Genomic DNA, 24,795 nt, shown 5'->3' on the forward strand with positions numbered 1-24,795 from the left:
GGTCAGCCGGAGACGCCGGTCGTCGTCGCGCGCCTGGCGGAAAGCGAGCGCATGGCGAGCGGATATCTGCTGACGATGCGCTTCGGCAGGGTGCGCAGGACGAGGAAGGCGAGCAGGAAGATGATCGCCTTGTCCGCGGTGTCGGAGGCGAGGCTCTGCACCGTGGTCGCGTTCAGCATCTCGAGCCCTGCCGCTTGCAGCGTCGCGACGATGCCGCCGGTGCCGACGCCGAGGCCTCCGCCGAACACGAAAGCTGCGACGGGAGCGCCCAGTGCGCCCCCGGGAATCCCAGCGATCGCTCCGGCGAGCACGGCCCACCATGCGGCCCGGAATGCGCCGAGCCGGGCGGCCCAGCCGGCTGCGGCGCCGATGAAGGCGGCACCGGCGGTGAACGCGATGACTGTGGGGTTGATGGTGACGCCCCAGATGAGATTGCCGAGCACGCCTGTCAGTGCCCCCGCTGCCGGGCCGGCGAGCACGCCGACGATGACAGAACCGAGCGAGTCGAGGTAGAGCGGGATGGGAGTCAGTGTGCCGACGATCTGCCCGACGGTGATGTTCAGGGCGATGGCGATCGGCATGAGCGCGAAGATGCTGCGCGGAATGAGCGGCAGCGTGCCGGCGGCGATGAGCGCTGCACCGGCGAGATAGCCGACCATGACCCAGAGGGTGGTGTTGCCGAGGTCCTGCCCGAGCGTTGCGGGCTGCGTGACGAGCACCGCGACGTAGGTGGCGATGATCACGACCGCGCCGGCGGCGGTGAGGAGGTACGCCCACTTCGGGGCGGTGGGGCGGGCTTCTCCGGGACTCATCGTGGTGATGAGCCCCTGCCCAGAGACGCTATCGCGTGCGGTCATGCTGCGGTCCTTCCATCAGGGTGTCAGTGAGGTGGTCGAGAAAGCGTGCGGCGTCGACGCGACGAATGATCTCCGCATTCGCGGGTCGGTTCCATCGACCCAACCAGTCGGCGATGGTCTCGCCGCGCGTCAGCGTTCCGGTCAGTTCCACATCGACCGGAGCGATCGCCGTCTCCGCCCAGGGAATTCTGCCAGCCGTCGCCGATCCGCGCGATTCGGCCTGCACCTCGGCCGGGTCGCGCGGGGCACCCGCACCGCGGATCGGCGGCACGGACGCTGCCGCGCTCCGCGCCCAGTGCACCGCCGTCGCCGCGACGTACGGGTCGTGGATGTGCGCGAGGTAGCCGTGGCCGTCCTCCTCGTGGAACTCGAAGTAGAACCGCAGCGCTTCCCCGATCTCGTGCAGCAGCGCACGCCATCGAGGCGACGCGCGGTGCGCGCCATCGACGATGCGGCTGAGGCGCTCGGGCGTCATCTCGACCATCTCAGTGGCCTCGATCGGCCCGATCACCGGCGGGAACGGGGCCTCACCAGCGACGTAGGCCTCGCCGAACGCGGCGAAGACACGGGCGGCGGCCTCCGGATCGTAGCTCACGTTCCATTCCGTCGTCGGGTGCGTGTTGCCGCGGTAGTTGAAGGCTCCGCCCATCACGAAGAGCCGCTTCAGCAGCCGGGGCAGCTCGGGCGCGATCTCGAGGGCGAGGGCGAGGTTCGTGGCGGGGCCGATCATCACGCCGATGAGTTCGCCTGGGCGCGCTCTCGCCGCATCGACCCAGGCCTGCGCAGCGCTGGCGTCTCGTGTGGCGCTGGTCGGCTGCGGAAGCGTCGCGTACCCCGATCCGGTATCGCCGTGGGTCACCTCCGCGTACTCCGGGTCCGCGGCGGCGTCAGACGAGGCGCGGGCGCCCGTCGCCGCTTCCGCCTCCTCACGCGCGGCCGTCGCCGTCCGCGCGAGGGGGTGCACCGCGCCGCGGAAGACCGGCAGGTCGGTGCGCCCGGCGAGGGCGAGCCAGCCGTGCGTATTGCGCACGACCTGCTCTGTCGAGACGTTGCCGCCGCTCGCGGCGATCCCGACGATCTCGACGTCGGGCTGGCACAGCAGATAGGCGATCGCTATGGCGTCGTCGATGCCCGGGTCGCAGTCGAGGAAGAGCGGGATCGCGGTTTCAGCCATGCCTCTATTGTGGCGGACGCCGCCGACACCGCCGATAACCGGGGGCGCCCGGTGCACCTCGGCTACGCGTCGCCCGACGTGATGTCTTGCGCTTCCTCCACCGGGGTCTCGTGCGGGCGACCGATGTGGGCGATGTGACGACCCGCGATCCCAAGCATGATCATGGCGATGCCGGTCGCCGCGGCGCCGAACCAGTAGGGCGCACCGGCGCCCAGGGCTTCCGAGATCGGCCCTGCGACCGCAGGCGCGACGGCGCCTCCCATGAATCGCACACCCGAGTACGTCGACGATGCCACGTTCCGGGGCAGATCCGTCGCTTCCATCACGGCCTCGGTCAGCGCAGTGTTCATGACGCCGAGCAAGAGCCCGCTGACGATGACCACCACGACGAGTCCGGTCAGCGACCCGGTGAAGCAGCCGAGCAGCACGAGGCAGACGGTGAGCCCGCTGAGCATCGAGAACAGCACGGGTCGAAGGCCGAAGCGGCGAGTCAGCGCCGGGGCCACGAGCACGGAGGTGATCGCGAGCGCGAGCCCCCAGCCGAAGAAGACGAGGCCGAGCTCGTGCGCACCGAATTCGAGCCCGAGCGAATGCGCTGCGGCCTCCATCGGGTAGGGGCTGTAGGCGAGCAGCACGAAGAATCCGAAGTTGTAGAACAGCGCGACGAGCGCGAGCGATCGCAGCGCAGGATTGCGCAACGCCTGGAAACCGGCGAGGATCGACACCCGCTCGGCGGGCGGGGCCGCGTCGGCTGGCGGTGCCGGCTTGGGCTGACGCAGCAGCACGAGGATCGCGATGAGGGCGACCCCCATCAGCGCCGCCGTGCCGAAGAACGGTCCGCGCCACGACACCGAGCCGAGCACTCCGCCGACCAACGGTCCGACCGCGAGCCCGACGCCGAGGGCTGCCTCGTAGAGCACGATCGCCTGCCGAGCGCCGCCGGAGGCCGCGCCGACGATCGCGGCCAGCGCGGTCGAGATGAAGAGCGCGTTGCCGAGGCCCCAGCCTGCGCGGAACCCGATGATGGCGTCGACCGACGCCGATGCCCCGGCGAGCGCGGCGAAGATGACGACGAGCACCAGCCCGGCGAGGAGCGTGCGCTTCACGCCGAGGCGGCTCGACACCCAGCTCGTGAAGAACATCGCGGCGCCCGTGATGAAGAGGTAGCTCGTGAAGAGCAGCATGGTCTGGCTCGGGCTCGCGCCGAGTTCGTGACTGATCGCGGGGAGGATCGGGTCGACCAGCCCGATGCCCATGAACGAAACGGCGCATGCGAAGGCGATCGCCCACACCGCGGTGGGCTGGCGCAGGATCGATGTCTTCTGGGCGGGTGACGATACGGGTGTGGACTCGGTGCCCGGTCGTGATTCAGCGGTGGTGGACGTGATCTGCTCCTGGTGGTCTGGCGCGCTCGGCGCGCGGTTCATGCGGTGATCGGGACGGGAGACGGGTTAGCCCGGGCGGGCGTCGATGCCGTCGCCGATCTGCTGCATGAGCTCCGCGGCGCGCGCGAGCGTGGCCCGGTCGAAGTCGGACAGCGCGTCGAGGTGCGGGCGCACCCGTGCTGCGGCGGCCGCCCGGTACTCCTCGAGGGCTTCCACTCCAGCGGGCGTGACGGAGACGAGCGTGGCGCGCCCGTCGGCGGGGTCGGGGGCACGGCTCACCCATCCCTCGCCTTCCAGGCGCTGCACGAGACCCGTCATCGAGGGCTGCGCAACGTGCTGCTGATGCGCGAGGGCGCTGACGCGCATGGGGCCCGCCTGCTCGAGCTCGGCGAGCACGCGCCACGCGATGAGCGAGAAGCCGCCGCCGGCGACGCGGCCGGCCACGCGGGCGAATCGCCCGGTGACGCGGGTGAGATCGAGAGCAAGCGCATCGGCACCTGAACCATTCTCGGAAAGTTTCTCACTCACGAGAGAGACAGTAGCACGTATTACATCGGACTGCGATGCATGTGTATGTGCGCCGCCCCGGTGAGACCATCCAGCACGAAGTTCACTCACCGAAGCCGAATCACTCACCGAAGCCGAATCACTCACCGAAGCCGGCGGCATTCGCGCCTCGAGCCGCTACCCCCGGTCGATCACCACCACTTTCTGATTCGAGAACTCCCGGAGCCCCTGCGCGCCCAGCTCGCGCCCGAACCCGGAGCGCTTCACCCCGCCGAACGGCAGCGCGGGGCTGCCGCCCTTCAGGCGATTGATCGATACCATGCCGGCGACGATCTCGGTCGCGCACCGCTCGGCCGCCTCCGACGTATCCGCGAACACCGTCGCACCCAGGCCGTAGGGCGAATCGTTGGCCAGCTCGATCGCCTCGTCGATCGTGTCGGCGCCGACGATCATCGCGACGGGGCCGAACAGCTCCTCATGCCAGACCGGCAGCTCGCGGAGCGGCTCGAGCAGCACGACGGGAGCGAAGCGGCGCGGATCCTCGTCGTCGCGCTCGAACGACCCCCGCACCTCGGCACCCTGCTGCTGCGCCGCTCGCACCGCGCCGCGCAACTCGTCAGCGGCCGTCTCGTTCGACAACGGACCGAGACGGGTCTCGCCGTCCAATGGATCCCCGGGGAGCGCGGAGAAGAACTCCGCGGTGAAGTCATCGACGAACTGGTCGAGCAGATCGCGTCGCACGATGATCCGCTTGGGCGAGACGCACGTCTGCCCGGCGTTCGAGAGCCGCATCGTCGCGGCGAGCCTCGCGAGTTCGCGTGCGCGCGACGCATCGAACACGATGAACGGGTCGCTGCCGCCGAGCTCGAGGACGACCTTCGTCAATGCGGCTCCCGCCGCCTCCGCGATCGCTGCACCCGCACGTTCTCCGCCGGTGAACGAGACGCCGGAGACGAGCGGATGCGCGATCGCCGCGAACACCTCCGCATGCGTGAACCCGGTGTCGCGCACCAGACCGCGCGGGGCCCCGGCATCGATGAAGAGCGCCTCGACCAGCGCCGCGCTCCCCCCGCAGATCGATGCGTGCTTGAACGCGACGGCGTTCCCGAGCAGCAGGTTCGGCGCGATGCACCGGATCAACTGGTAGTGCGGGTAGTTCCACGGCATGACCCCGAGCACGACGCCGATCGCCTGCAGTCGCACCTCTGCCTGGTTCCCGTCTTCGTGCGCGATGAGGTCGGGTGCGAGCAGGTCGGCGGCGTTGTCCGCGTAGTACGAGAGGATCGCGATGCACGATCGCACCTCCGCGAGACCCTGCGCGATCGGCTTTCCCATATCGAGCGCCATCTGCTCGGCGAGGGCGTCGGCGCGCTCCTCGTAGAGCGTCGCCGCGCGCGCCAGCACCTGCGCTCGCGCGGCGACGCTCTGCCGGTGCCAGTCGGCGAAGGCTGCATGAGCGGCGCCGAGCACGTGCTCGACCGACGCGTCGACGGCGTTCATCCGCGCACCCCCGACGGCTGCTCGCGACCACCGGTCGGCAGCGCGGCACCGGTCGGGACGGGCGGCAGCTGCACCCAGAGCAGGGTCGATCCGTCGGCGGCGAGCGCGCGTCGAAGGGCCGGTCCGAAGTCGGCGAGATCGCTGATCGCGCTCGCTTCGATGCCGTGCGCGCGTGCGAGCAACGCGTAGTCGGGATTCGTGAGCGACGTCCCTGCCGGACGACCGGGGAAGTGCCGCTCCTGGTGCGAGTGGATCGTGCCGAAGCCTGCGTTGTCGAAGACGATGATGATCGCCCGCCCACCCGTCGCCTGGAGTGTGGCGAGTTCCTGACCGTTCATGCCGAAGCACCCGTCTCCCGCCAGCGCGACCACGGTGCGGCCGGGGTGCACGTGCGAGGCCGCGACGGCGGCCGGAACGCCCATCCCCATCGCCCCGTTCCTGGGCCCGATGAAGGTGCGCGGGTGCTGGTGGTGCAGGTATCGGAGCGCGCCGATGACGTAATTGCCCGCGCCGACCGTGATGATGGCGTCTTCGGGGAGTTGGCGCTGCATCTCCCCGAAGACGGATCCGCGCCACTCGTCCTCCCCGGTGCGCTCGGCCGCCGGAGTGCTCCATTCGAGATAGGCGGCCCGTTCGCGCTGCAGGCGATCGATCCGCGCCGGAGTCGCCGCGCGCACCGACGTCAGCGCTCGCAGCCAGTCCTGAGGGTCGGCGACGTACTGCAGTGAGACCTGGCCCTCGTGTCCGAGCAGGTCGGCGTCCGGGCTCACCACGATCGTGCAGCTCTCGTCGCCTCCGAGCGTGTACTCGTCCGAGAGCACATCCCGGCGCACCGTGCCCAGGTAGCACACGAGGTCTGCCGACCCGTAGGCTTCCGCCGCTCCGGCGTTGCGGCCGAAGCCGAGGCTGCCCACCCACGCTGGGGACTCGTGCGGAAACGCGTCGTGAGCGCGGAAGTCGGAGACGACCGGAATGCCCGCCTGCTCGGCGACGCGGCGCAGAAGCGCCGCCGCTTCGGCGTTCCAGCCGTCACCGCCGACGACGAACACGGGGCGCTCGGCGGCATCGATCGCACCGGCCGCTGCGCTGACCGACGCCGCGGTGAGCGCGAGCGGCGGCCGCTCGGTCCGCGGTACCGGGACCACGCCTGGGGCGCGCTGCACGAGCACCTCCTCCGGCAGTCCGACCACCACGGGGCCGGGTCGGCCGGACTCGGCGATCTCGAAGGCCCGCGCCACGCGTTCGGCCGCGCTCGCGGGATGATCCAGGATGAACACGGCCTTCGCGGTGCTCCCGAACCAGGCTTTGAGGTCGAACTCCTGGAACGATTCGAGGTCGCGCACATGGGTCGAGATCAGCCCGACGAAGACGACGAGCGGGGTGCAGTCCTGATAGGCGGTGTGGATCGCGATCGACGCGTTGGCGGCGCCCGGCCCGCGCGTCACCGCGACGACGCCCGCCCGGCCCGTGAGCCGGGCCTCTGCAACGGCCATGAACCCGGCCCCGCCCTCGTGGCGAGCGGTGATCAGGTCGATGGGCGAGTCCCGCAGGGCGTCGAGGAGCCCGAGAAAGCTCTCCCCCGGCACCTGATAGACGCGGGGCACCCCGCGACGTTCGAGCTGCGTGACAATGGTGTTCGCGACGAGGTCGGACATGCGCACCTTTTCGATGTGTGGGTTGCGGAAGAGGGATGCGCGCCGGTCACGCGCATCCCCGCATTACTCGGCCGTGTATTCCTTCGCTTCTTGTCGGATCGCCTCGGGATCGAAGTCGTTGATCTGATCCGTCAGGTCGTGGTTGAACAGCGTGGCGACGTCGTAGTCGGCAGCCTCGCCCTCGATCACGCCGTACTCGGTCAGGAGATCGACCATCTGCTGCAGGTCCTCGTCGGTCTGCAACCCGTACTGGCCCGAGTTGCCCTGACCGCCGGTCAGTTCGAGACGCGTCGAGAGCTGCCGCACCGCGAGCGCGAGCTGCTCCTCGTCAGTGCCCTCGGTCGGCTTCGCGGAGGGGTAGCGCTCCCAGTGCAGCTTGATCGAAGCCTCAGGGTTCTCCTCGGCGAAGACCGCGCCCTTGTAGAACGCGCGCCAGATCCCCGCGATCATCTCCGGGTCGTTCTCCACGGCCTCGGTGGAGCAGACGAACGTGGATGTGCCGTTGAGGTCGTTCATCACGGAGTCGAGATTGACGAGCTCTTCATCGAGCAGCGACTCGACGACGAGGTTCGGGCTGTCCCACGCCGAGTACGCGTCGATCTCGCCCTGCTGGAACGCGAGCGCTGTCTGCGCGCCGAACCCTACGGGCAGAAACTGGTCCTTCGACGCGCTCACACCGGCGGCTTCCATGCCGCCGATCGCGTAGTTGATGCCCGTCGCCGTCGCCGAGTTGCTGCCGATCGTCTTGCCCTCGAGATCGGCGACCGACGTGAATCCCTTCGACTTCGGTGCGACCACTCGGAACATGTTGCCCGCCGTCGATCCGACGATGGTGATCGACGGATCGCCGGCCACCGTGGGAAGCGCCGTGGCGACGGACGCGTACGTGCATACCGAGTTGCCCGCGACGACGGACTGCACACCCGAGAGCGCGGTCTCGACGGGCTGCATCGTGACGTCGAGTCCCTCGTCTGCGAAGTAGCCGAGATCGATCGGCACGGTCGCGTAGCTCGCGGTCGCGGCCGAGAGCGTCTGGTCGGTGACGGCGAAGGTGATCGGCGTCAGGTCCGCCGCGCCCTCGGTTGATGCGCCGCCCTCCGACGATGCGCAACCGGAGAGCGCGAGGGCTGCGACCGCCGCGAACGCCGCGGCTCCGGTGATCCTGTGTTGCTTCATGCTGGTGTTCTCCTCTATGAGATGGCTACATTGCCTGTGGATCGAAGTGGTGCAGAGTGCCAGCGCTTATCGCTGGTACTTGCGCAGAAGGAAGTTGAGCGCCGCCATGGTGAGCCAGATCGCGACGCCGAAGCATCCGAGCACGAAGAGCAGCGCGAACGTCGTGCCGACCGAGCCGGTCTGCACGGCCGCCTGAATCGCGAATCCCATTCCTTCGCGCGCGGAGACGAACTCGGCGACGATCGTGCCGATGAGCGCGAGCACCGCGGCGCTGTTGAGCGCCGGGAGCAGGTAGCTGATCGCATTCGGGATGCGCAGTTTGCGGATCACCTGCCACTTCGACGCTCCCACCGACCGGAAGAGGTTCACCTGGTCGCCGTTGATGTTCGTCATGCCGACCAGCGCATTCACGAGAATCGGGAAGAAGGCCATGAGCGCGGCGAGGATCACCTTCGGTGTCGTGCCGTATCCGAAGCCCGCGATGATCAGCGGGGCGATCGCGACCTTCGGGAACGTCTGGATGATGATGAGCATCGGGTAGACGGCTTTGCGCAACGACTCGGAGAAGACGAAGAGAAAGCTGATCAGCAGCGCGAGGACGATGGCGATCGTCAGTCCGAGGATCGTGATCTGCGCCGTCGCCGCGAGGTTCGTCCAGATCGTGCCGTCCGAGAACATGCGCGCGAGGGCCTCTCCGACCGCCTCCGGCGGAGCCAGCAGCAGGGGTGACACCCAGCCGCGTTCGGTGCTCAGATTCCAGAGCCAGAAGCCGCCCCCGAAGATCACGAGCACGATGATCACCGCGCGCACGTTCGTCGAGGCGAGGGCGCTCCGCAGGGTCGCCTCGCGGCCGGTCGTCTTGCGCACCTCGTCGCCCGAGAGCACGGGCATCAGTTCCGTCTTCGTCGCACTCATGACTTGCCACCTGCTTCTGCATCGTTCGCCGGTCCGCCGGCCGCCTTCGCGGCTTCGAGGCTCACGCGGCCCCGCCTGACGAGTTCGTTGAATTCGGGAGAGGTCCTCGTTCGCGCGGAGCGCGGCCTCGGGAGGTCGACGTCGATGACGTCGACGATGCGACCGGGGCGGGCAGACATCACGACGATCCGGTCGGAGAGGAACACCGCCTCCGAGATGCTGTGCGTGACGAAGATCACGGTCTTCGGTTCGGCTCCCCAGAGCCGGAGCAGCTCTTCGTTGAGGTCTTCCCGTGTGAACTCGTCGAGCGCGCCGAACGGCTCGTCCATGAGCAGCAGCTCGGGGCGGGTGATCAGCGATCGCGCGATCGCGGCGCGCTGCTCCATCCCTCCCGAGAGCTCGCGGGGGTAGTGCGACGCGAAATCCTGGAGCCCCATCATCTCGATCAGTTCCGACGCGTACGCCCGGTCGGCCTTCGTCGGCCGTCCGCCCCGGATCTCGATCGGCAGCAGAATGTTGTCGGTCACATTCCGCCAGGACAGCAGGGTCGGCTTCTGGAATGCGACACTCGCCGTCGGGAGGGTGCCCGAGACGACCTCTCCGCCGACGCGCACCTCACCGCTCGACGGGGAGTCGAGACCGGCGATGAGCTTCAGCAGCGTCGACTTGCCGCATCCGCTCGGCCCGATGAGCGAGACGAACTCGCCCTGCTCGAACTCGGCGCTGGTCTCGGAGAGCGCATGGATCTCGAGGCGCTTCCGTCGGAAGATCTTCGATACGCCCTCGACGCTCACTCCCCCCAGTCGCGTCCGCTCTGCTAGTGACGCACTCATGCGACCCCTCCCATCTGCTTCTCCCGGACGTCATCGATGACCCGGGTGTAGAAATTCATCCAGTTGCCTCCGAGCACGAGTTCGCGCTCCTCCCGGCCGAGCCCGCGTGCTTCGAGGGCGGCTCCGAGACGGCCGAAATCCTGCGGGCCGCTGAACCAGTCAGGGCGCTCGGACGGCGCCACCCCCGGCGGCGGCGATGCTCCCAGTTGCGGCTGACGGCTCCAGCGGCCGCGGCGCATCCATTCCCGGTACTCGTCGGTGCCGCGCTGGTTCGCATCGGTCCCGATGCCGACGGCGGTGAGTCCGAGCAGATCGATGGAACGCGCCACCATCTCGGACCACAGCTCCGGAGTCGCGATCCGGCCCCGCGTGAGGTTGTGGTAGGTCGTGAGACCGATGACCCCGCCGCGTTCGACGAGCGGCCGGAGCACTTCGAGCGGCTTGTTGCGCGGGTGCTCCACGAGCTCGAAGATGTTCGCGTGCGTCACGGCGACCGGCACGCTCGAAGCGTGCACGGCGTCGAGCGAGGTGCGGTTGCCGACGTGCGAGAGGTCGATGACCATTCCGGTTCGGTTCATCTCGCCGACGACCTCCGCACCGAAGCGGCTGAGGCCCGAGTCGTGCGGGTCGTAGCAGCTCCCCCCGATGTCGTTCTGGATGTTGTAGGTCAGCTGCGCGACACGCACACCCACGTCGGCGAACACCTCGACGAACCCGAGGCGCCCCTGCAGGAAGGAGCTGTTCTGGAATCCGAGGACGATGCCGAGACGCCCCGCGGCCCTGGCCTCGCGCATGTCCGCTGCACTCGCGACGATCTGCGCGATGTCGCTGTTCGCATCGGCCAGCTCGCGCCAGGAGACGACCGCATCGAGGGATTCGATGGCGTCCTCCCAGAATCCGCAGGTCACGGTGACCGCGTCGACACCGCCCGCCCGGATCTCTTCGATGCCCCGGCGGTCGAGCCGGGAGCAGATCAAACTATCGACATTCATGGTTCCCCCCGGGGTTCAGACCGAATAGTGGAGGAGCGTTTCGCTCACTCCGGTGTGCGTGCGCGAAAGCTCGGACTCGACGCTCAGCGCGAAGTTGGACGGCTGGTAGATGCGCCACCACTGCTCGCCCGAGACCTCGACGCCGTCGCGCAGAAGCTGGACGACGTCGGCGTCGCGGTCGGCGTCGCAGCGCTCGATCGAGACGCGAAGGGTGCCTGCGTCATGGTCGGCCTGCGAGGTCAGCGCGTACCCGTGATAGCGCGCTCGCACGTCGAGCCCGGCATACCCGATCACCGATGCGAGGCCCGTCACGACGAAGGGCTTCGCCGGATCGTCGGCGGCCGAGGCGAGGAGCGCATTCACGATCACGTCCCCGGCGAGCAGCAGGCTCTCACCGCCGGCGTCGATGCCGTCCGGGGTGAGACGAGCGCTCAGCCAGGAGCGCCCCGGTTCACGAGCCGCGATGGCGCGTTCGAATTCGTCGACCCCAGCAGCGCCGGTGACCGCGATCGTTTCGAGCACGAAATCGCGCACGCCGGGCCACATCCCCTGCGGGCAGTCGAGCGCCATGATCAGTCGCTCGACGATCAGCGAGAGCTCGCGGCGAGACATTCGGATGCGCGCCGGAATGTGGTCCGTGTTCGGGAGGGTATCCGGATCGTCGTGAGCGAAGGCCGAGAGAACACTTCGTTGTTGTACTTCGAGAGCCACTGCTGCCATTCTCCTTATTCGCTGCTCCGCTACGCGGCGAGGTCGTTGTTGATGCGCTTCGCAGCGCGCTGCATCGTCGTGATGAGGGTGTCGTCTGGCAGGATCCCCTGCTCCGTGATCACGCTCAGCGCCCCGACGCACGCACCGCCCTTCATGATGGGAACCGCTACGGCGGTGATGAGATCGCCGAGCCACTCGGAGTGCACGATCGCGTACCCCTGTCGTCTGACGCGCTCGTACACCGAATCGTCGAGCACTTCCGCCTCGCGGGCGACCGCCCGGTAGACGTCGTCCGAGAATCCGAGCAGCACCTGGCCGGAGGCGGACGACCTCGGGGAGACCCTGGCCTCGTACCCGCGCCTGATGAACTTCGCGCGGACCGGTTCGACGCGCTCGACGATCACCGGGCTGCTCTGCTCCATCACGGCGAATGAGACGGGGGCGCCGAGCTCGGCGACCGCCTCCTGCATGACGGGCAGCAGCACCGGCCTCAGCTCCTTCGCCGGGTTCACCTTCGTCGCGAGCTCGGCCACGTGCAGGCTCAGATGGTACATGGCGCTCTCATCTTGAAACGCCCATCCCGCCGCGACGGCCGTCTGCAGATACTGATGCGCGGCGGCGCGCGCCCACCCCATCCGCTCGGCGAAGACGGAGACCGTGGTCCCGTCCTCCGATTTGGAGAGCATGTCGATCGCGGCGAGCATCTTCATCCCCGTCTGCAGCACCGGAGTGCCGGCCTTCTGGCGTCCCTGCGTCTCGCCGGCCTCCGCGTTCATGCGCTGACCGCCCAACGCCAGTCACGTGCCTCGAGACCGAGATCTCTGCTGAAGTGGGCGTTCTCGAAGATCAGACCGCGGAGATTGCGCTGGTGCACGTCGCGGGTCTTATCGAGTCCGTAGCAGAACGCGTTGAAGAGCCGGATGATGTAGGCGGGCACGAATCGGTCGTCGCGCACGTCCATGTGCGGCGTCGCATAGGGCAGGTCGGCCGTCGCCTGCACGTAGCCGACGATCTGGCCGAGCTGCGGATGCCTCGCGAGGAATCGCCCGATCCGCTCGCTCGGTGCCGCGTCGCTCAGCGCGTGCTGCAACTCGCGAACGCCGCCGATCAGGTCGATCGCAAGATCGTTCGTGCGGTCGGGCACCTCCGCGACCGGGCCGCTGCGCGGTTCCTCCGAGTTGCGGGATTTGTACCAGATGCGGGAGCGATCCTCGTGCGGAGCGACCGCGAACTCCGAGACCCACGCGTAGCCGCGCGATATCTGCGCGGAGAGGTCGGCGACGGTGGCCGTCGGGTCGGCTTGCTTGCGCTCGTCGACGATGAGCGCGCGGGTCGCCTCGATCACCTGCTCGACGGGTGCGAGCTCGAGGAGGAGGGAATGGAACATCTCCTGCGCGTCCGGGGTCACGGTGGTCGGAATCGACCGCGACACTTCGCCGAGTGTCATGGCGATTCCGGCGGCGTGCGCGCCCTCCGCTTTGCGCAGCATGCGTCGGATGAGGGCGAGATCGACCGCGACCGCCTCTCCCGACGGGAAGACGCCGTAGTCCGTGCGATCCTGCTCTTTGAAGGTGATCGCCTCGCGCAGCAGCTCGTCGACTCGTGCGAAGACGTCCGGGGTGATGCGCTGCTCGAGCACGTCGGCCAGCAGGCCCTCGTAGCCGCTGATCCACGCATTCACCAGCTGCGGACGATTCATCGTGAGGAGGACGAGCCCGAGCGCCGAACCGTTGCCGACCGCGAGGCTTCCCCGCGTCGTGACGTCCGCTTCGACGGACTCCGCACTGCGGGCGCGGGCGATGAGGTTCACCAGGTCGAGGGAGATCTCGCGCATCATGTACGCGGTGAAGAGCTGCGCGGAGTACGGGATCGCCAGCGGGTGCTCGGGGCCGTAGTTCTGGAAGTCCTTCGTGCCGAAGGTGCCGTTGCCGTCGAGTCCGGTGTTGCGCAGCAGGTACCCGACCTCGGCGATGCGGTCGACGTCGGGCTGCTGCCCCGCCGCCAGTGCTTCGACGACGTGATCGAATACGCGGATGCTGCGGTTGGCGCGGAACCAGACGAGTGTCTCGGGTGTCGCCCGCCCGGCGTAGAGCCGCGGAATCGCCGTGCGGGTGTCCTCCAGCTCGGCGTCGCTCACCTCTCCGTCGATGAGCGCTCCGACGATGTCCCAGCTCGAGCCGATGATGCGCGGGCTCCGGTCCACCATCTGGGGCTCTTCCGAGAACGCCACGACGTGCATCACGTGACCATCGGCTTCGATGCGGTAGAGCACGCGGCCGGAGCCGACGCGATCGATGTCGGCCGAGACGAGCTCGATGCGCCAGTGCTCCCGGATCATCTTCGCGTACAGACTGCGCGCCGCGCTCAGGCGGCCCGGCTGCAGCGCCCCCAGGCGGCGCGGGTTCATGACGATCTCGGCTGCGCGGCCACGGGTCTCGACCTGACGGTTCTTCATGCACTTCCTCGGGCTCGGTGGCTGCTGTCTTGTATTAACAGACGCCATCTTGTTCTGCAATACGGGCGATGCTAGCATGCGATGCATCCGATGCCAAGAAGAACAGGGAGAAGCCGACGATGCACGCCACCGCAGCAGCTCATGCGGTGCTCGCGCGCCTGCTCGATGCGATCACCTCGCACGCACCAGAGCTCGGCTCCCGTGCACGGATCGCCGCACGCATCGAGGAGCTCGGAGACGAGTCGCCGATCACGTCGGCGCCCGCCAGTCTCGTGGTCGAAGCGCGCTGCGCCGCAGAGGTCCAGACGGCGGTCGCCCTCGCCGCCCGGCACGGTCTTCCCGTGGTGCCGCGGGGCGGCAGAACCGGGCTCGTCGGCGGCGCCGTCCCGGTCGTGCCATCCCTCGTGATCGACGTCTCCGGCATCCGCTCCATCCACGAACTCGACATCGCCGGCCGCTACGCGCACCTCGGTCCGGGGCTCACCGTTGCAGAAGTCGGCGAGATGCTCGCACCGCACGGCATGTTCTACCCTCCCGACCCAGCAAGCGTCTCCCGGGCGACACTCGGGGGCACGGTGGCGACCAATGCGGGCGGCTTGCGGTGCGTGAAGTACGGGGTGACCGAGCGGTGGATCCGCTCACTCGACGTCGTGCTCGCAGACGGGCGGCTCGTCACTGTCGGGCATCGCGTCATCAAGGACGTCACCGGCCTGGACCTCACGCACCTCATGATCGGATCGGAGGGCACGCTCGGCGTCATCGTCGGCGTCGGCATCACCTTCTGCCCGATCCCCGTCGAATCCCGCCTCGCGCTCGCAGCCCTCGGCTCGGCGAATGAAGCGATCGCCCTCGCGGGCCGCGTGCTCGACACCCTGACGCCGAGCATGTGCGAGCTGCTCGACGCGGGCGCGCTCCTGGCGCGAGACACCGGGCCCCTCTCGCCGCTGCTCGGCCCGGTCTCGGAGTGGGGCGCCGACCCGACGCTGCTCATGATCGAGGTGGACGGCTCGGCCGTCGAAACGGAGCACGCAGCGCTCCTGGACCTGCTCGCAGCCGCCGGCGCACGCACGCACACGGTGTCGCCGGACGATCTCGACGGCGTGCTCTCGGTGCGCCGCGGAGGATCAGCCGTGCGTTCCGCAGGCACCCCTCCGACGGCCGAGGCGCTCGTCAGCGCATCGGGCGCTCGGCCCGTTCTGCCGCAGGACGTCTCCGTGCCGCTCCCCCGCCTGGCGGAAGCCGTGGCCGGCATCCGCTCGATCGCCTCGGGGTTCGAACGCACCGGCAGCAGGATCGCAGCCCACCTCGGAGACGGGAACCTGCACGTACTGCTCGTCGACGAAGTCGGCGACGCGGATCACGACGAGGCGCGCGAGCGATTGCAGACGGCGATGGCGGCGATCGTCGACACGGTGCTGTCGCTCGGCGGCACCGTCTCCGGCGAGCACGGCATCGGCTCGCTGAAGCGCGCGTACGCAGCGCTCGACCTCGGCGAGGACGTCATGGAGATGCACCGCAGCATCAAACTGGCACTCGATCCGCACTCGCTCATGAATCCCGGAACCGCGTTCTGACATCCCACCAGCAAGGAGCATCGTGACCACAGCAGCAGCACCTCTCATCCGCATTCCCGAAGACACGGGGGCGGCGCTCTCCGCTCAAACGACGGTCATCGGGGATCTCGCCTTCACCACCGCGATTCCCGTCGACGCGAACGGGGAGGTCACCGGGGACATCGACGCGCAGAGCCGGCGCGTACTCGCGCGCCTCGAGGCCAAGCTCGCCGCGGTCGGATCCGGGCTCGACCGCATCGCCCACCTCACCATCCACCTGTGCGACATCTCGGCGAACCGCGATGCGTTCAACGCCGTCTACCGAGAGATGATGCCGGAGGGCACCCGCCCGGTGCGCTGCCTCGTGGGGGTCGCCGCGCTCGCACGGCCGGAGATGCTCGTCGAGGTCACCGCGATCGCGGCAGCGCGGGCTCGCTGAGCAGCCCGGCGCCAGGAGGGCCCGCACGCAGCAGCGCCCGCCGCCCCGGCCGGGGCGGCGGGCGCTGCTGTTTCGAATTACTCGCCGACGTACCCGTCGGCCACGTTCAGCGCCTCGTCGATGATGTCGAGACCCTTCACGAGATCTTCCTCCGAGATGATCAGCGGAGGAGCCACCTGCAGTCGGTTGCCCGCCGCGAACGGCCAGAGACCTGCCTGCTTGCACGCCGCGACCACCGCGTTGAACGGAGCGGCAGCCTCACCCGCCGCGTTGAACGGGATGAGCGGTTCGCGGGTGTCGGGATCCTTCACCAGCTCGATCGCCCAGAACAGCCCGGTGCCGCGCACTTCGCCGACCGAGGGATGCTTCTCCGCGATCTCGCGCAGGCGGGGCCCGACGACGCGCTCTCCGAGGTCGCGCACGCGCTCGAGAATGCCCTCCTCCTCGAAGATGTCGAAGGTCGCAACGCCGGCAGCCGCGCCCAGCGGGTGTCCGCTGTAGGTGAGCCCGCCGGGGAACGGCTTCTGGTCGAAGGTCTGGTGCACGGCCTCCGAGATGACGACGCCGCCCAGCGGCACGTAGCCCGAGTTCACGCCCTTCGCGAAGGTCACGAGGTCGGGGTGCACGTCGAACGCCTGGAAGGCGAACCAGTGGCCCGTGCGACCGAAACCGGCCATGACCTCATCGGCGATGAGCAGGATGCCGAACTCGTCGCAGAGGGCGCGCACGCCCGCGAGGTAGCCGGGCGTCGGGATGAGGATGCCGTTCGTGCCGGTCACGCTCTCGAGGATGATCGCCGCGATGGTCGCGGGCCCCTCGAGCTCGATCGTCGCACGCAGGTGCGCGAGCGCCCGCTCCGTCTCCTGCTCCGGCGTCTCCGAGTAGAAGACCGAGCGGTAGGGGTAGGGCCCGTGGAAGTGGACGACGCCGGCGTCGAGCGTGCCGTTCGCCCAGCGGCGCGGCTCGCCCGTCAGCGTGATCGCCGTCGACGTCGACCCGTGGTACGACCGGTACCGGGCGAGCACCTTCTGGCGCCCCGTGTGGTGGCGGGCCATGCGCACTGCGTACTCCACAGCATCAGCGCCGCCGTTGGTGAAGAACACCGACCGGGCGCCCTCGAAGGAGTGCTCGACGATGCGCTTGGCGAGCTCGCCGCGCACGTCGTTCGCCATGGCGGGCTGGATGGTCGCGAGGCGGCCGGCCTGATCCTGGATCGCCTTGACGAGCCCCGGGTGCTGGTGGCCGAGGTTCAGGTTGACGAGCTGCGACGAGAAGTCGAGGTATTCGGTGCCGTCGTAGTCCCAGAACCGCACGCCCTCGCCCTTCGCGATCGGCAGCGGGTTGATCGCGCCCTGCGCCGACCACGAGTGGAAGACGTACTGGCGATCGTTCTCGCGCACCTCGCGCTGCGCCTCGGTGTCGCCGAAGCTCTGCTCGGCGCCGTTGAGGTCGATGTAGTCGCTCATGAAGAACCGCTCCTTAGTGGTTGCTCGGGAAGCCGAGGTCGATCTTCGACTGGTCGGGGTTCGGCCAGCGCGTGGTGACGACCTTCGAGCGCGTGTAGAAGTTGATCGACTCGGGGCCGTAGATGTGCGAGTCGCCGAAGAGCGAGTCCTTCCAGCCGCCGAAGGAGAAGGCGCCGACGGGCACCGGAATCGGCACGTTGATGCCGACCATGCCGGCCTCGACCTCGAACTCGAACTGACGAGCGGCACCGCCGTCGCGGGTGAAGATCGCGGTGCCGTTGCCGAACTGGTGCGAGTTGATGAGCTCGAGGCCCTCCGCGTAGCTGTCGACGCGCACGATGGCGAGCACCGGCCCGAAGATCTCCTCCAGGTACACCTTGCTGTCGGTCTTGACGTGGTCGATCAGCGAGACGCCGGTGAAGAATCCGTCGCCCTCGAACTGCGCCTGACGGCCGTCGACGACGACGGTCGCCCCCTCGGCCTCTGCTCCGGCGACGTATCCCTCGACGCGCTCCTTGGCCTCGCGGGTGATGAGGGGTCCCATTTCAGATGCGGGATCCGTGCCGTTGCCGATCGTGAGGTTCGCGATGCGGCTGGTGAGCTCGGGGATGAGGCGATCCGCCACGTCGCCGACCGCGACGACGACCGAGACCGCCATGCAGCGCTCGCCGGCGGAACCGTACGCCGCGGAGATCGCGGCGTCTGCGGTGACGTTGATGTCCGCGTCGGGCATGACGAGCATGTGGTTCTTCGCACCGCCCAGCGCCTGCACGCGCTTGCCGTTGGCGGCTGCGCGCTCGTAGATGTACTTGGCGATGGGGGTGGAGCCAACGAAGGAGACGGCCTTCACGTCGCTGCTGTCGAGCAGGGTGTCGACCGCGACCTTGTCGCCGTGGACCACGTTGAGCACACCGTCCGGCAGGCCGGCCTCGCGGAAGAGATCCGCGATGAAGACCGAGGCCGAGGGGTCGCGCTCGGAGGGCTTCAGCACGACGGTGTTGCCGCAGGCGATGGCGCTCGCGATCATCCAGAGCGGCACCATGACCGGGAAGTTGAAGGGGGTGATCGCTGCGACGACGCCCACTGGCTGCTTGATGGAGTGCACGTCGACGCCGGTCGAGACCTGCTCGTCGCGCTCGCCCTTGAGCAGGTGGAGCAGCCCCGATGCGAACTCGACGTTCTCGAGGCCGCGCGCGATCTCGCCTGCAGCGTCCGAGAGCACCTTGCCGTGCTCGCTGGTGACGATCGCAGCCAGTTCCGGGGTGCGCTGCTTGAGCAGCTGACGCAGGTTGAAGAAGACGTCTGCGCGCTTCGTGAGGCTCGTCCGGCGCCACTTCGGCAGCGCTTCCTGCGCCGCTGCGATGGCCTGCTCGACGGTCTCGACCGACGCGATGCTCAGTTCGTGCTGCGCTTCGCCCGTCGCCGGGTTGTACACCGGCTGGGTGCGCTCCGCGGTGTCGACCTTTTCGCCGCCGATGACGTGGGGGATGCGTGCCATGCGTTCGCCTGCTTTCTGCTGAGTGCACCCGCGTCCGCGTGTGCCGCTGTGTGAGTGATCACCGCGTTCCGGGCAATCTGTTCGGAATCCAGGACTCCGCCACGACCCAGTGTGACAGCACCGCTCGTCGTGATCGACGGCATTCCATCCACGATTTCGCTCGCTCCCGTACAATCTGTTCGATATGACAGAGACACGGACGGACGCGACCCCGGTGACGGTCGCGGATGCGCTCGCGCTTCCCGAGCTGCAGGCCGGCGCCCCCGAGCTCGTCGCGGGCCGCGCAGGGCTCGATCGCTCGATTCGCTGGGCGCACGTCGTCGCGGGCGCCGGCGCCATCGCACTGCTGGAGGGCGGCGAGCTGATCCTCACGACCGGGGCCGGATGGCCGACCGATCACGACGCACTCGACATTCTCGCCCGGGCGGTGGTCGCGGCCGACCCGGCAGCCGCCATCCTCGAGCTCGGAGCCCACTTCGACGCCGCGCCGGCCGAGCTCGCGAGCGCGTGCGAGCGCCACGCCATCCCGCTGATCGTGCTGCGCCGCGAAGTGCGATTCGTGCAGATCACGCAGCGCGTGCATCAGCGCGTGCTCGCGGCGCAGACGGAAGCGCTCGCGGCGCGCGCGGATGTGCACACGATGCTCACGGAGCTCGGCTTGAATCGCAGCCCGGTCGATTACGTCGTCGAGCGTCTCGCCGAGACCCTCGACGCTCCGGTCGTGCTCGAGGATTCCGCTGGCCGCGTGGTCGCCTGGGCCGGGGGCGAGCTCCTCCCCCAGGCGGCGCTCGCCCCGTGGGCCGCGACGCGTCCGGAGGCGCTGCCCGCGGGCGCCGATTCCGTCGCCGTCGAGGCGCAGGGAAAGCGGTGGGGCCGCCTCTCCGCACTCCCCGGGCCGCCGCACGCAGCCGGTCGACGCACCGTGCTCGAACTCGGAGCGTTCGCGCTCGCGCTCGGCAAGCTCGCCGACCCCGACGGGGAGCAGTGGTTGCGATTGAGCTCCAAGCGCCTCTTCGACGCTCTCCTCAACGGTCGCTACCGCAGTGACACCGAACTCGCGACGCAGCTCGCGGCTGCCGGTCTCCCGATCGACGGGCGAGTGCTGCTCGGCGCGACTCTGCGCGGCACCGAGGATTTCGGCGGTCACTCCTCGCTCGAACGCGCCGTGCTCGAGACGGCGCTGCGACGCGCGGTCGCCCCGGAGGGCCGCGTGATCCTCGTCCCCGATCCGACCGACGACGCGGCGCCCTCTGCTGGTTCCCGCACCTCCGCAGGCGAACACGATCGCACTCCGCTGCTCGCGCTCCTCTCGTTTCCCGCCGACGACCCCCGCATCTCGGCTGTCGCCGAGTCGGGATCCGCACCGCCGCTCGCCGTTCGGCTGGCGCGCGAACTCGACATGCTCATCCCTTCCCCGACGCCCCCGGGGTGGCGCGCGCACCTCGGTCTCGGCGCCTCCGGCCGAGGCGTCCGCTCGCTCATCACGTCGCTCGAACGCGTGCGGGCCGCCGGGCGTCTGAGACCGACTGCCGCGGCCGGCAGAGTCACCGTGCAGCAGGCCGAACGGCAGGCGCTCGCCTACCTCGTGCGCGGACTGTCGGCGACGCCGGAGGTGCAGGAGTTCGCCTCCGAAGCCCTCGGCCCCGTCATCGCGCATGATTCCGGCTCCGGGCCCGGGCACAGCGGCGATCTCCTGCTCGTGCTGCGGGCGTATCTCGCGCACCCGACGAATCGCTCGCTCGCCGCGCAGCGCGCGAGGTTATCGCGATCCGTCTTCTACCAGCGCCTCGCGCTCATCGAAGAGCTGCTCGGCGTCGATCTCGCCGACGGCACGACGATCGCGGCGCTCACCGTCGCGCTGCTCGCGCGCAGCGACTAACCGAGCGCGACCGCCTCAGTCGCGCCACAGGCCGGGGTATTCGTGCCCGAGTTCGATGACGAGCCGGCGCAGCGCCGGGAGCGAGAGCCCGATCACGCAGCTCGGAGCCCCTTCGATGCGCTCGATGAACGCTCCGGCGAGGCCGTCGATCGCGAAGCCGCCTGCGAGTTCGAGCGGTTCTCCCGTAGCGACGTAGGCTTCGAGCTCGGCGTCGGCGAGGTCGCTCGCCAGTGTCACGGTCGCCGTGTCGACCGCGCCGGCCGCGGCTCTCGTTGCCCCCGCGGTGCAGTCGATGAGCCAGTGCCCCGAATGGAGCACGCCGGTGCGTCCGCGATGCTGCTTCGACCGTGCGAGCGCGACTTCTGGCCGGTGCGGCTTCCCGAGGATCTCGTCGTCGAGCAAGAACATCGAATCGCCGCCGAGCACAAGGCCATCGATCTCGCCCGTGCCGTCGGGCCCGTGACGGCGCACCACGTCCTCGGCCTTGAGCCGGCCCAGATGCTCGGTGAGCTCGGGGGCCGTGAGCGCCCTGCCGAGTTCCGCCTCGCGGGCGGCGACCTCGGCCTCCTCATCGACGTCGGGGGCGAAGCACACCGGCTCGATGCCCGCGCCGCGGAGCACGGAGAGTCGGGCGGGTGAGGTGGACGCGAGATAGAGACGCATGCCCTGCAGTTTAGAGCTCGCGCCGGTCGCATCCGCGGCGCGAGCCGAGGCCCGCCGGTGGGCGCACCACCGGCGATGACCGTCGCGCAGGGGATCTCCAGGGCGCCCTGCCAATTCCCGAGATACGCACTGTACACACTCAGATCCCCTGCATACACTGCGGAGGGAGGAAGGAATCGGCCGCTGGAAGCCCGAGGCACCGCGTGGGAGCGGACCCGAGGGCTGATATACGTGCGCGCGCTACACCAGCACCTTCGGCGACGACAACCCCCTATTCGATGTGCCCGGAACCGACGTACCTTGTGCTCATGGGGATGCACCGTGCCTCCCCGTGAACGGAAGGAGTTCTCATGGGTTTCCTCGGATTTTTGCTGCTTGGGCTGATCGCAGGGGCTATCGCGAAGGCCATCCTGCCGGGTCGTCAGGGCGGCGGCTGGATTGCCACCCTCATCCTGGGCGTCATCGGCGCACTCGTCGGAGGCTGGCTCGGAAGCCTGCTCTTCGGCGCTGACCTCGGTGAGTTCTTCTCAATCGAGACCTGGCTGGTCGCAATCGGCGGCGCAATCGTCGTGCTGCTGATCTGGGGCCTGATCACCGGTCGCAAGGGCAACCGCGCGGCGTAATTCCGCCGCAGCATGGCGGCGCGCACGCGCCGCGGCACGAGGTCGGCCTCGCGCAATGGGAGAATGAAGGCATGACTGCATTGCACAGCTCAGCCCCGCTCGAACCCGGCGCAGAGGTCGACCTCGTCGTTACCGGCATCGCTCACGGCGGTGTCGGTGTCGCGCGTCATGAGGGTCGCGTCGTCTTCGTGGCTGACGCCATCCCGGGCGAACGCGTCCGGGCCCTCGTGACCGACGCGAAGAAGAAGTCGTTCGCTCGCGCGACGACCGTCGAGGTGCTCGACGCCTCAGCCGATCGCCGTGAGCACATCTGGGCCGAAGCCTCGATCTCCCGAGCTCCAGAGGATCGCGCAGGTGGCGCGGAGTTCGGCCACATCTCGCTCGAACGCCAACGATCACTCAAAGCCGAAGTCCTCGCGGATGCGATGAGCCGCTTCGGCGGCGTCGAGTTCGCGGCCGAGGGCGACGATGATCTGGCCAGCGCACTCGCCGAGATCGTCGAACCGCCCCCGTCGTTCATCGACGAAGAGACCGACGAACCAGAGGCCGATACGGGTCTCGGCTATCGCACGCGCGTGCGCTTGCACGTGGATCCCGAGACCGGGGCCGTCGGCCCGTACGCTGCGCGCAGCCGTCGCGTGATCCCCGTCGAGTCCCTGCCGCTCGCCACCGAGGGCGTCAACCAGATCGCGCCGCTCGCCGACCTCATGCCGGGCGTCGAGACCGTCGATCTCGTCGACCCGTCGGGCGACGATCCGCGCATGCTCCTCACGCTCAGCGGGGAGAGTCAGCGCTCCGGCGCGAGCGATCCGATCCACGAGTGGGTGGAGGATCGCGGATTCCTCGTGCGCGCCGGAGGGTTCTGGCAGGTGCACCGCGCGGCACCGGCGGTGCTCTTCACGGCCGTGCGCGATGCCGTCTCCGATCTCATCGCCGACGGTCGATTCGAGCCGGGAGCTGGCAACCTCGACCTGTACGGCGGTGCGGGGCTGCTCGCCGCTGCCGTTGCCGAGGCCGCTGGAACCGGTGTGAAGATCGCAACGGTCGAGTCGGATGCCGCCGCGACCGAGGATGCTGCAGAGAATCTGTCATCCCTCGTCGGCGCACTCGCGCACACCGCCAGGGTCGATCGGCACCTCGCGGACCTGCTGAAGGCGTCAGCACCGGTGCGAGATCGCCTGCGGCGCGGAACCGTCGTGCTCGACCCGCCCCGCTCCGGCGCGGGCAACGGCGTGACCGCGCAGCTCGTCGAACTCTCACCGATGAACATCGTCTACGTGGCCTGCGACCCCGTGTCCCTCGCCCGCGACACGAGATCTTTGCGCGACGCCGGCTACGAACTGACCGGACTCCGGGCCTTCGATATCTTCCCGCACACGCATCACTTCGAGTCGCTGGCGGTCTTCCAGCGAGCCTGACCGCCGTCGCGCACCCGGGCATCCGCTCGACCGCAACCGCGCTGAAATCGTTCGCTGCGATCATGGGAACATGACGACGGCGTTCACACTGGTGCAGCTCTCCTATTTCAGCGCGGTCGCGCGCCTCGAGAACATGACGGCGGCGGCCTCCGAGCTGAGCGTGACGCAGTCGACGCTGTCGAGCGCCATCTCGCAGCTCGAGCGCGAGCTCGCCGTCGAGCTCTTCACGCGCGACCGAGGGCGCGGGCTGCAGCTGACGCCGGCCGGGCGGGCGCTGCTCGCTCGCGGCCCCGCGCTCCTCGAGGAAGCCGAGATGCTCGCGACGTCCGTGCGTTCGGCGAGCGAAGCGCTCTCCGGCGAGCTGACGGTCGGCATCTACGCTCCGCTCGCCCCGTTCCGAGCCCCCGAGATTCTCGACCGGTTCGAGGCCGCGTACCCCGAAGTGCAGCTCACCTTCTTCGAGGGCGACCAGGGCAGCCTGCAGGAGGCGCTGCACGACGGCCGCTGCGAGGTGGCGCTGATGTACGACCTCGGCGTGGACGACCGATTCGCGCGCACCGTCATCGACCGTGTGCCGCCGCACGTCATCGTGCCCGAAGCGCGAGCGCAGGCGCTCGCGGGGCGATCCGTCGTTAGCCTGCGCGAGTTCGCCGCAGATCCCTTCATCCTCCTCAATCTGCCGCACACCGGCGACTACTACCTGCGCCTCTTCAGGCAGCTCGGCCTCGAACCGCGCATCAGGCACGTCTCGCTCGGATACGAGACCGTGCGCTCGTACGTCGCCCGCGGTCACGGGTACTCGATCCTGAACCAGTGGCTCGACCAGAGCCTGACGTACTCGGGCAAACGCGTCGTCCCGCTTCGGCTCTCCGACGAGTTTCCTCCCACCGAAGTCTCGCTGGTGCAGCGACGCGACATCTCCTCGACGCGCAAGGCCCAGGCCTTCATCGAAGTGTGCCGGGATATCTACCAGGGTCGTGCGCAGACATCGACTCCGTCGATCGGCGGCAACGAAACTTCCCATTAGACGCGGCTTGCTCGGTCTTCGAGGATTGGGGCACCCGGTCACCCACGCTGCGGCGAACTGACCCGGCCG

22 protein-coding genes are annotated in these 24,795 nt (G+C 69.0%); 6 read left to right on the forward strand and 16 right to left on the reverse strand.

Features of this window, described 5'->3' with window-relative positions; all coding sequences use genetic code 11:
• Positions 1–2 precede the first annotated feature (2 nt).
• The 13 genes from ABFX18_RS13115 to ABFX18_RS13175 all read right to left on the reverse strand — a co-directional run bounded on the left by ABFX18_RS13115 (position 3) and on the right by ABFX18_RS13175 (position 14,160).
• A complete protein-coding gene (locus tag ABFX18_RS13115; RefSeq protein WP_346058554.1) occupies positions 3–857 on the reverse strand; it encodes a histidine kinase in 855 nt (284 codons plus the stop codon).
• Positions 841–2,031, reverse strand: coding sequence for a nucleoside hydrolase (locus ABFX18_RS13120; protein WP_346058555.1), 1,191 nt, complete (start codon positions 2,029–2,031; stop codon positions 841–843). Before ABFX18_RS13120 ends, ABFX18_RS13115 begins: the two co-directional genes overlap by 17 nt.
• Positions 2,032–2,093: 62 nt before the next feature.
• The gene (locus ABFX18_RS13125; protein ID WP_346058556.1) at positions 2,094–3,458 is read right to left on the reverse strand and encodes an MFS transporter; all 1,365 of its coding nucleotides are present in this window, start codon (positions 3,456–3,458) and stop codon (positions 2,094–2,096) included.
• Positions 3,459–3,482: 24 nt separating this feature from the next.
• Positions 3,483–3,944: a MarR family winged helix-turn-helix transcriptional regulator gene (locus ABFX18_RS13130; protein WP_336661190.1), complete on the reverse strand. Its 462-nt coding sequence runs from the start codon at positions 3,942–3,944 to the stop codon at positions 3,483–3,485.
• Positions 3,945–4,100: 156 nt separating this feature from the next.
• Positions 4,101–5,423 carry an aldehyde dehydrogenase family protein gene (locus ABFX18_RS13135; protein ID WP_346058557.1) on the reverse strand — a complete coding sequence of 441 codons (1,323 nt, stop codon included), beginning with the start codon at positions 5,421–5,423 and terminating at the stop codon, positions 4,101–4,103.
• The gene (locus ABFX18_RS13140; protein ID WP_346058558.1) at positions 5,420–7,078 is read right to left on the reverse strand and encodes a thiamine pyrophosphate-dependent enzyme; all 1,659 of its coding nucleotides are present in this window, start codon (positions 7,076–7,078) and stop codon (positions 5,420–5,422) included. Before ABFX18_RS13140 ends, ABFX18_RS13135 begins: the two co-directional genes overlap by 4 nt.
• 63 nt (positions 7,079–7,141) lie before the next feature.
• Positions 7,142–8,254: an ABC transporter substrate-binding protein gene (locus tag ABFX18_RS13145; RefSeq protein ID WP_346058559.1), complete on the reverse strand. Its 1,113-nt coding sequence runs from the start codon at positions 8,252–8,254 to the stop codon at positions 7,142–7,144.
• A 66-nt stretch (positions 8,255–8,320) separates the two neighbouring features.
• Complete coding sequence (locus tag ABFX18_RS13150; protein WP_090146621.1) at positions 8,321–9,169, reverse strand: ABC transporter permease; 849 nt, start codon at positions 9,167–9,169, stop codon at positions 8,321–8,323.
• A complete protein-coding gene (locus ABFX18_RS13155; protein ID WP_346058560.1) occupies positions 9,166–10,002 on the reverse strand; it encodes an ABC transporter ATP-binding protein in 837 nt (278 codons plus the stop codon). Before ABFX18_RS13155 ends, ABFX18_RS13150 begins: the two co-directional genes overlap by 4 nt.
• Positions 9,999–10,994, reverse strand: coding sequence for a dipeptidase (locus tag ABFX18_RS13160; RefSeq protein ID WP_346058561.1), 996 nt, complete (start codon positions 10,992–10,994; stop codon positions 9,999–10,001). The genes ABFX18_RS13155 and ABFX18_RS13160 overlap by 4 nt, the downstream gene beginning before the upstream one ends.
• Positions 10,995–11,009: 15 nt before the next feature.
• Entirely contained in the window at positions 11,010–11,705 is a 696-nt protein-coding gene (locus tag ABFX18_RS13165) for a hypothetical protein (protein WP_346058562.1), read from the reverse strand.
• A gap of 29 nt (positions 11,706–11,734) precedes the next feature.
• The gene (locus ABFX18_RS13170) at positions 11,735–12,481 is read right to left on the reverse strand and encodes an IclR family transcriptional regulator (RefSeq protein ID WP_090146613.1); all 747 of its coding nucleotides are present in this window, start codon (positions 12,479–12,481) and stop codon (positions 11,735–11,737) included.
• Positions 12,478–14,160 (reverse strand): hypothetical protein, encoded by a 1,683-nt coding sequence (locus ABFX18_RS13175; RefSeq protein ID WP_346058563.1) that lies wholly within the window; start codon positions 14,158–14,160, stop codon positions 12,478–12,480. Before ABFX18_RS13175 ends, ABFX18_RS13170 begins: the two co-directional genes overlap by 4 nt.
• A gap of 119 nt (positions 14,161–14,279) precedes the next feature.
• Here ABFX18_RS13175 and ABFX18_RS13180 point away from each other — a divergent pair, with 119 nt between their 5' ends.
• Complete coding sequence (locus tag ABFX18_RS13180; protein WP_346058564.1) at positions 14,280–15,734, forward strand: FAD-binding oxidoreductase; 1,455 nt, start codon at positions 14,280–14,282, stop codon at positions 15,732–15,734.
• A 22-nt stretch (positions 15,735–15,756) separates the two neighbouring features.
• Positions 15,757–16,152 (forward strand): RidA family protein, encoded by a 396-nt coding sequence (locus tag ABFX18_RS13185; RefSeq protein ID WP_346058565.1) that lies wholly within the window; start codon positions 15,757–15,759, stop codon positions 16,150–16,152.
• A gap of 77 nt (positions 16,153–16,229) precedes the next feature.
• Here ABFX18_RS13185 and ABFX18_RS13190 read toward each other — a convergent pair whose 3' ends face one another.
• Together ABFX18_RS13190 and ABFX18_RS13195 are read right to left on the reverse strand one after the other, a co-directional pair.
• A complete protein-coding gene (locus tag ABFX18_RS13190; RefSeq protein ID WP_200330149.1) occupies positions 16,230–17,618 on the reverse strand; it encodes an aspartate aminotransferase family protein in 1,389 nt (462 codons plus the stop codon).
• A gap of 13 nt (positions 17,619–17,631) precedes the next feature.
• Entirely contained in the window at positions 17,632–19,116 is a 1,485-nt protein-coding gene (locus ABFX18_RS13195; RefSeq protein WP_346058566.1) for a CoA-acylating methylmalonate-semialdehyde dehydrogenase, read from the reverse strand.
• Between the two features lie 184 nt (positions 19,117–19,300).
• Between ABFX18_RS13195 and ABFX18_RS13200 the strand changes: the two genes are divergently transcribed.
• On the forward strand, positions 19,301–20,995 hold the full coding sequence (locus ABFX18_RS13200) for a PucR family transcriptional regulator (protein WP_346058567.1): 1,695 nt from the start codon (positions 19,301–19,303) through the stop codon (positions 20,993–20,995).
• Between the two features lie 15 nt (positions 20,996–21,010).
• Here the strand turns inward: ABFX18_RS13200 and ABFX18_RS13205 are convergent, their stop codons facing one another.
• Positions 21,011–21,658, reverse strand: coding sequence for a Maf family protein (locus tag ABFX18_RS13205; protein ID WP_090147413.1), 648 nt, complete (start codon positions 21,656–21,658; stop codon positions 21,011–21,013).
• 350 nt (positions 21,659–22,008) lie between these two features.
• Here ABFX18_RS13205 and ABFX18_RS13210 point away from each other — a divergent pair, with 350 nt between their 5' ends.
• The 3 genes from ABFX18_RS13210 (at position 22,009) to ABFX18_RS13220 (ending at position 24,726) form a co-directional block, all read left to right on the forward strand.
• The gene (locus tag ABFX18_RS13210) at positions 22,009–22,281 is read left to right on the forward strand and encodes a GlsB/YeaQ/YmgE family stress response membrane protein (protein ID WP_090146600.1); all 273 of its coding nucleotides are present in this window, start codon (positions 22,009–22,011) and stop codon (positions 22,279–22,281) included.
• Positions 22,282–22,352: 71 nt separating this feature from the next.
• On the forward strand, positions 22,353–23,699 hold the full coding sequence (locus ABFX18_RS13215; protein WP_346058568.1) for a class I SAM-dependent RNA methyltransferase: 1,347 nt from the start codon (positions 22,353–22,355) through the stop codon (positions 23,697–23,699).
• 70 nt (positions 23,700–23,769) lie between these two features.
• The gene (locus ABFX18_RS13220) at positions 23,770–24,726 is read left to right on the forward strand and encodes a LysR family transcriptional regulator (RefSeq protein WP_090146598.1); all 957 of its coding nucleotides are present in this window, start codon (positions 23,770–23,772) and stop codon (positions 24,724–24,726) included.
• The last annotated feature ends 69 nt before the right edge of the window (positions 24,727–24,795 follow it).

This window comes from Leucobacter alluvii (assembly GCF_039530485.1).
GTDB lineage: Bacteria > Actinomycetota > Actinomycetes > Actinomycetales > Microbacteriaceae > Leucobacter > Leucobacter alluvii.